Genomic DNA, 4,913 nt, shown 5'->3' on the forward strand with positions numbered 1-4,913 from the left:
TACTTCTAAATTCCATTTTTTACCGCTCGCAAAAAGCGGAATTTAGAAATTTAATTTAAAGGAGCAGCGATGAATGAAATTTTTACACGCACGAGCGTGCGGAATTTTACCGAAAAAATGCCGAGCGACGATCAGATCGAGCTCGTGCTAAAAGCCGCGATGCAAGCCCCTAGCGCGGGCAATCAGCGCTCATGGGAGTTTTACGTAGTACGCGACCGCACCGCGCTTACTCTACTTAGCAGCGTCGGCACCTACGGCGGCTGCACGAAAGATGCGCCGCTTGCGATCGTGGTCTGCACGCGCAAAAGCGGCTTAAAATTCCAGCCCTACGCTCGCTACGACTGCGCTTGTGCGGCAGAAAATCTCTGGCTAGCGGCGCACCATCTGGGGCTTGGCACCACGTGGCTGGGCGTAGCGCCCGATATTTACGCGATGGAGCGCGTAAGAGAAATTTTGGATCTGCCTGGGCATTTGGAGGCGTTTTGCATTATGCCTTTGGGCTTTCCGTCTCGCGTCACAAAGGCGCATTCACGCTTTGAGCCCGCTAAAATTCACTTCGTAGGCTAGATATGTTTATTTCGCAGAGTAAAATCGACGATCTAATCGCTAGCGACGGCGCGTTTTTGGACCTTACGACCGAGCTTTTGCGCGGCTGCGTGGATTTGGGCGCGCCCGCGCGGCTTTCGATCGTAACGAGGCAAGATCTGATCTTTAGCGGCGGGGGGATTGCGCGCGAAGTGGCGGCGCGCTTCAGTTGCGAGACGCAGCGACTAGCGCGCGAGGGAAGCGCATTTTGCGCAGGGGATGAAATTTTTAGCGCGCAGGGGAGCTTTGAGAGCTTGCATAAAGCTTGGAAGATCGTTCAGATCGTGTTTGAGTACTCCTGCAAAATTTCGACCTACGCGCACGAGATGGTTGCGCTGATGCGAGAGGCTAATCCGCGCTGCGTGCTGGGTGCGACACGCAAGAGCTTTCCTTTTGCGAAGGAGCTTTGCGTAAATGCGCTGATCGCAGGCGGCGGAACGATGCACCGCCTGGGGCTGCACGACAGCGTCCTATTTTTTTCAAACCACATCCGCGCGTTTGCGAGCTTTAGCGAGTTTTGCGCGCAGATCGCTAAATTTAAAGAGCGCGCGCCCGAGCGAAAGATAATGATCGAAGTAGCGAGCGAGCTCGAATTTAGCGAGCTTTTAAAATACGCGCCTGATGCGATAATGTGCGATAAGATGAGCCCTAGCGAGCTTAGAGCCTGCGTTTTGAGGCGAGATGAGACGGCGCCGCAGATTAAAATTTGCGCCGCGGGCGGTATAAATAAAAATAACTGCGCAGAGTTTGCAGCTACCGGCGCGGATGTGCTCGTAAGCTCGGCGGTTTGGAATCAGGGCGTGTGCGATCTAGGCGGAAAGATAGAATTTATCTAAATATTAAATTTTAAATTTAAGGCGCAGAAGTCTAAAACAAGGCATAAAAACGCGATTTATTAATAAATAAGAGTATATTTTGTAGAATTCCTAAAATTTCAAAAAAGGATTTTCATGAAAAAAATTGCTTTTATTTTAGCGCTTACAGCAAGCGTTTCGTTCTGCGCGGATCAGCTGATAATCGCAGCCGGCGGCGGATATAAAAAGCCCGTCTCTGCCGTGATAGAAAATTTGAAAAAAGAGGGCATGGACGTGGCGGGATCGTTTGCCAACCTCGACCAGCTCGTCATTCAATCGCGCGAGAATAAAATTTCATTCATCGTGGGCGACGAGGCGTTTTTGAAAAAAAAGCGATCTAAATATCACTAAATTTGGACGCATCGGCCGCGGTACGCTTGTTTTGGTGACGCCGAAAAATATCAAAATAAACGATGCCTCCGAGATCGCAAAGTTCGATAAAATCGCGATGCCCGATCCTAAAAAGGCGATTTACGGTATCAGGACGAACGAGTTTTTACAAAACGCCAAGATGGATGGGGTAAAAGATAAAATTTTAGCCGTTGCAGGCGTGCCGCAGGTGGTCGCTTACGTCATCAACGGCGAGGTGCAGGCGGGCTTTATCAACAGCACCGAAGCGGTCGCCAAAAAAGATGAGTTCGGCTCGATCATCTACATCGACGAGAGCCTCTACAGCCCCGCATACATCGGCATCGCAATGCTTAGCGCGTGCAGCGAGCAGGCGCTTTGCGAAAAGGTGATGGAGGAGTTTAAGTCGGATCGCTCAAAAGAGATTTTTTCAAAATTCGGTCTTAAATGAGCGATATCGCTTGGATCGCGCATCCTTTGCTTTTAAGCGTCAAAGCCCTGTTTTGCAGCTTTTTGCTACTGATTACGGCAGGGCTTGCGATTGCGTATTTTTTAGCTTTCAGCAAAGCTAAATTTAAAAAGATCGTCGAAATTTTAGTGATTTTTCCGCTCATCTTCCCGCCGATCGCGACGGGATTTTTGCTGCTTTATGTTTTTGGAAAGAGTGGATTTATTGGCTCTGCGTTAAATTTAGACATCGTTTTTAACTTTTCTTCATTGGTAATCGCCGCATTTTTGGTGGGGCTGCCGCTGTTTGTAAAGCCCGTGTGTGCGAGTTTTGAGCTGTTTCCGAAAAGCCTAATCGAAGCCGCGCAAATTTTAGGCAAAAATAGAGTTCAAATTTTCCTCTTCGTCATTCTTCCTAGCTCGCTTAAAACGCTCGGCTCCGCGCTTATTTTAGCGCTCTCGCGCGGGCTTGGCGAAGTGGGTATCACGCTGATGCTGGGCGGAAACATCGTGGGTAAAACTGACACGCTAGACCTTGCGATCATGGGCGCCGTGTATGACGGAGAAAACGAGCGGGCGCTGATTTTAAGCCTTTTGCTCGTGATTTTCAGCTTGATCTTATTCTTCGCGATAAGTCTTTTAGATAAAAAGCAAAATTTATCTAAATAAGAAAAATTATTTTTTAAGTATTTTTGGATAAAATTGCACTCGCATTTTATTTTAAAGGATTTATTATGAAGAAATTTCTAATTTCATCAATTTTAGTCGCAAGCGCCTTGATCGCTCACGAGCACGGCGATATGCAAAATTTCGATCCTAAGACGGGCAAGCACCTCGTCATCGCTATGGAGCAGCTGGGCGAGAAGGGCAACGTGAGCGTCGGCGAGGTCGTAGCGGTCGAGACGAACTACGGCGTGGCGTTTTTCCCGAATTTAAAGGGTCTTGCTAGCGGCGTGCACGGCTTTCACGTGCATCAAAACGCCGACTGCGGCGCAAATGAGAAGGGCCTAGGCATGAAAGCGGGCGGTCACTGGGATCCGAGCGACACCAAAAAGCACTCGTTTGCTTGGGATGATAGCGGCCACAAGGGCGATCTGCCTGCGCTTTTTGTCGATGCCGAGGGTAATGCGGTCTATCCGGTGCTAGCTCCGAAGATCAAGAGCCTCGATGAGTTAAAGGGCCACTCGCTAATGGTTCACGTAGGCGGCGATAACCACAGCGATCATCCGAAACCGCTCGGCGGCGGCGGCGCTAGAATGGTCTGCGGCGTTATAAAATAAGCGCTCGACAAAATACTTTGCGGAGCTTTCGCGCTCCGCAAATCTTTTCGATAAAATCAACCTCGCAAATTCAAGACGAAAGATGATCCTCGCGCTCAATCAGCATAAGGGCGTAAATTCCTGCCGTTACCGCCAAAATCACCGCCGCAATTAAAATCGTATATAAACCCAAGATCTTTTGTAAAAGCGCCGAAGCGATGCCGCCCGCAACGAAACTGATTACGAGGGCTGCGTATATGAAAACCGAGCGCTTATCTTCGCTTTTACGGTGCATTACGTATTCGCCCAAAGAGATCATCGTCTTTTTGAGATTGCCCGTAGTAAAGGCATTGTTATAGCCTCTGCCGGCGACCTCGCTAAACGCCGTCGTTTGCATCGCCATCCCCAGTGCAAGCGGCGGCACAATATAGATATCTGGCATATCCGCAGGCAAAAATCCCACGATGGCGCAAAACGTAATCAGCGGCACTATCGTAGCAAGCCGCCAAAACGCGCTATGAAGTTTTGTATGCAGTATGCTTACCGCAAAAACGCCCGCCATAAAAGCAAGCATCGTAACGCCCTTCGTAAGCGCTCCGTCAAAATTCCGCGTCGCCAAATCCACCGAGAGAAAGGTAACGTTGCCCGTCTGCCCCGCCACTAGCGTGCCGCCGCGCTTTATGAAGGTATAAGCGTCGATAAAACCGCCGCAAAACGTCATCGCGATGCCAAAACCCATGCCCTGATAGATGTTTGCGCCAAGGCTCGTCCGCGCAAAATTTAAAATTTTCATCCAGCTTCCTTAAATTTTTGAAAAATTATAGCGATTTGAAATAATTTTAAAATTTAGCCTACTTGTATATGCTTATAAAATGAGCTTACGCGTGATTTCTATGCGCTTAAAAGCGGCTTCGCGAAAGAACGAATTTGCACGCCCGAGCGCACGTAAATTTAAAATTTACGCATAAATTTAAGCTCGTATGTCAAAGGCAAACTTGTCGGTAGCGCTCGCAAAATTTCAAAATTTAACCCTCTTTGCGACTTTTGCGAAGCTTAACTTTTTCTTCACGACTTTTTTCTACAATCACGCCAACTTTCACAAAGGAGAGAGAATGAAAAAGATTGTTTTAGCAGGCGTTTTAGTCGCGGGCGTGCTGTTCGCCGCAGATTTTCAAAATAGCACTCCCGAGCAGATCAATGCTGCAGTCGCGGGCGCCGATGCTAAGAGCTTAAGCGAAGCGGCGTTTGAGATCGACAAGCGCGCAGGCGAGCTAAGGGCGCAGGCAAGGGATCTCAAGCGCGGATTTAAGACGGAGTTTAAAAAGAAGCTGGACGCTATGGGCGTCGAGGATCGCGAGAAATTCCTAGACGAGTTTAGAAAAAACTATAACGCCCAGGCGGGCAAGCTAAGCGTCGAGCA

The 4,913-nt window shown here is 48.8% G+C and carries 8 protein-coding genes; 7 read left to right on the forward strand and 1 reads right to left on the reverse strand.

What is annotated here, in order from left to right:
- The first annotated feature begins 69 nt into the window (after positions 1-69).
- From Q0614_RS07305 to Q0614_RS07330, 6 genes are all read left to right on the forward strand, one after another.
- Positions 70-567 carry a nitroreductase family protein gene (locus Q0614_RS07305; protein WP_005869576.1) on the forward strand — a complete coding sequence of 166 codons (498 nt, stop codon included), beginning with the start codon at positions 70-72 and terminating at the stop codon, positions 565-567.
- 2 nt (positions 568-569) lie between these two features.
- Positions 570-1,421 (forward strand): ModD protein, encoded by an 852-nt coding sequence (modD, locus tag Q0614_RS07310; RefSeq protein ID WP_298787664.1) that lies wholly within the window; start codon positions 570-572, stop codon positions 1,419-1,421.
- Between the two features lie 114 nt (positions 1,422-1,535).
- Complete coding sequence (locus Q0614_RS07315) at positions 1,536-1,790, forward strand: hypothetical protein (protein WP_298787666.1); 255 nt, start codon at positions 1,536-1,538, stop codon at positions 1,788-1,790.
- Positions 1,791-1,824: 34 nt separating this feature from the next.
- Positions 1,825-2,238 (forward strand): substrate-binding domain-containing protein, encoded by a 414-nt coding sequence (locus Q0614_RS07320; RefSeq protein WP_298787675.1) that lies wholly within the window; start codon positions 1,825-1,827, stop codon positions 2,236-2,238.
- Entirely contained in the window at positions 2,235-2,903 is a 669-nt protein-coding gene (locus Q0614_RS07325) for an ABC transporter permease subunit (protein WP_298787668.1), read from the forward strand. The genes Q0614_RS07320 and Q0614_RS07325 overlap by 4 nt, the downstream gene beginning before the upstream one ends.
- 65 nt (positions 2,904-2,968) lie before the next feature.
- Complete coding sequence (locus Q0614_RS07330) at positions 2,969-3,514, forward strand: superoxide dismutase family protein (protein ID WP_298787670.1); 546 nt, start codon at positions 2,969-2,971, stop codon at positions 3,512-3,514.
- Between the two features lie 70 nt (positions 3,515-3,584).
- Here the strand turns inward: Q0614_RS07330 and Q0614_RS07335 are convergent, their stop codons facing one another.
- Complete coding sequence (locus tag Q0614_RS07335; RefSeq protein WP_298062588.1) at positions 3,585-4,286, reverse strand: YoaK family protein; 702 nt, start codon at positions 4,284-4,286, stop codon at positions 3,585-3,587.
- A 319-nt stretch (positions 4,287-4,605) separates the two neighbouring features.
- On the opposite strand from Q0614_RS07335, the gene Q0614_RS07340 reads away from it, so the two are divergent.
- The coding region (locus Q0614_RS07340; RefSeq protein ID WP_298787673.1) for a DUF1104 domain-containing protein at positions 4,606-4,913 on the forward strand (308 nt) is incomplete at its 3' end.

It is taken from the genome of uncultured Campylobacter sp. (assembly GCF_937997595.1).
Classification (GTDB): Bacteria; Campylobacterota; Campylobacteria; order Campylobacterales; family Campylobacteraceae; genus Campylobacter_B.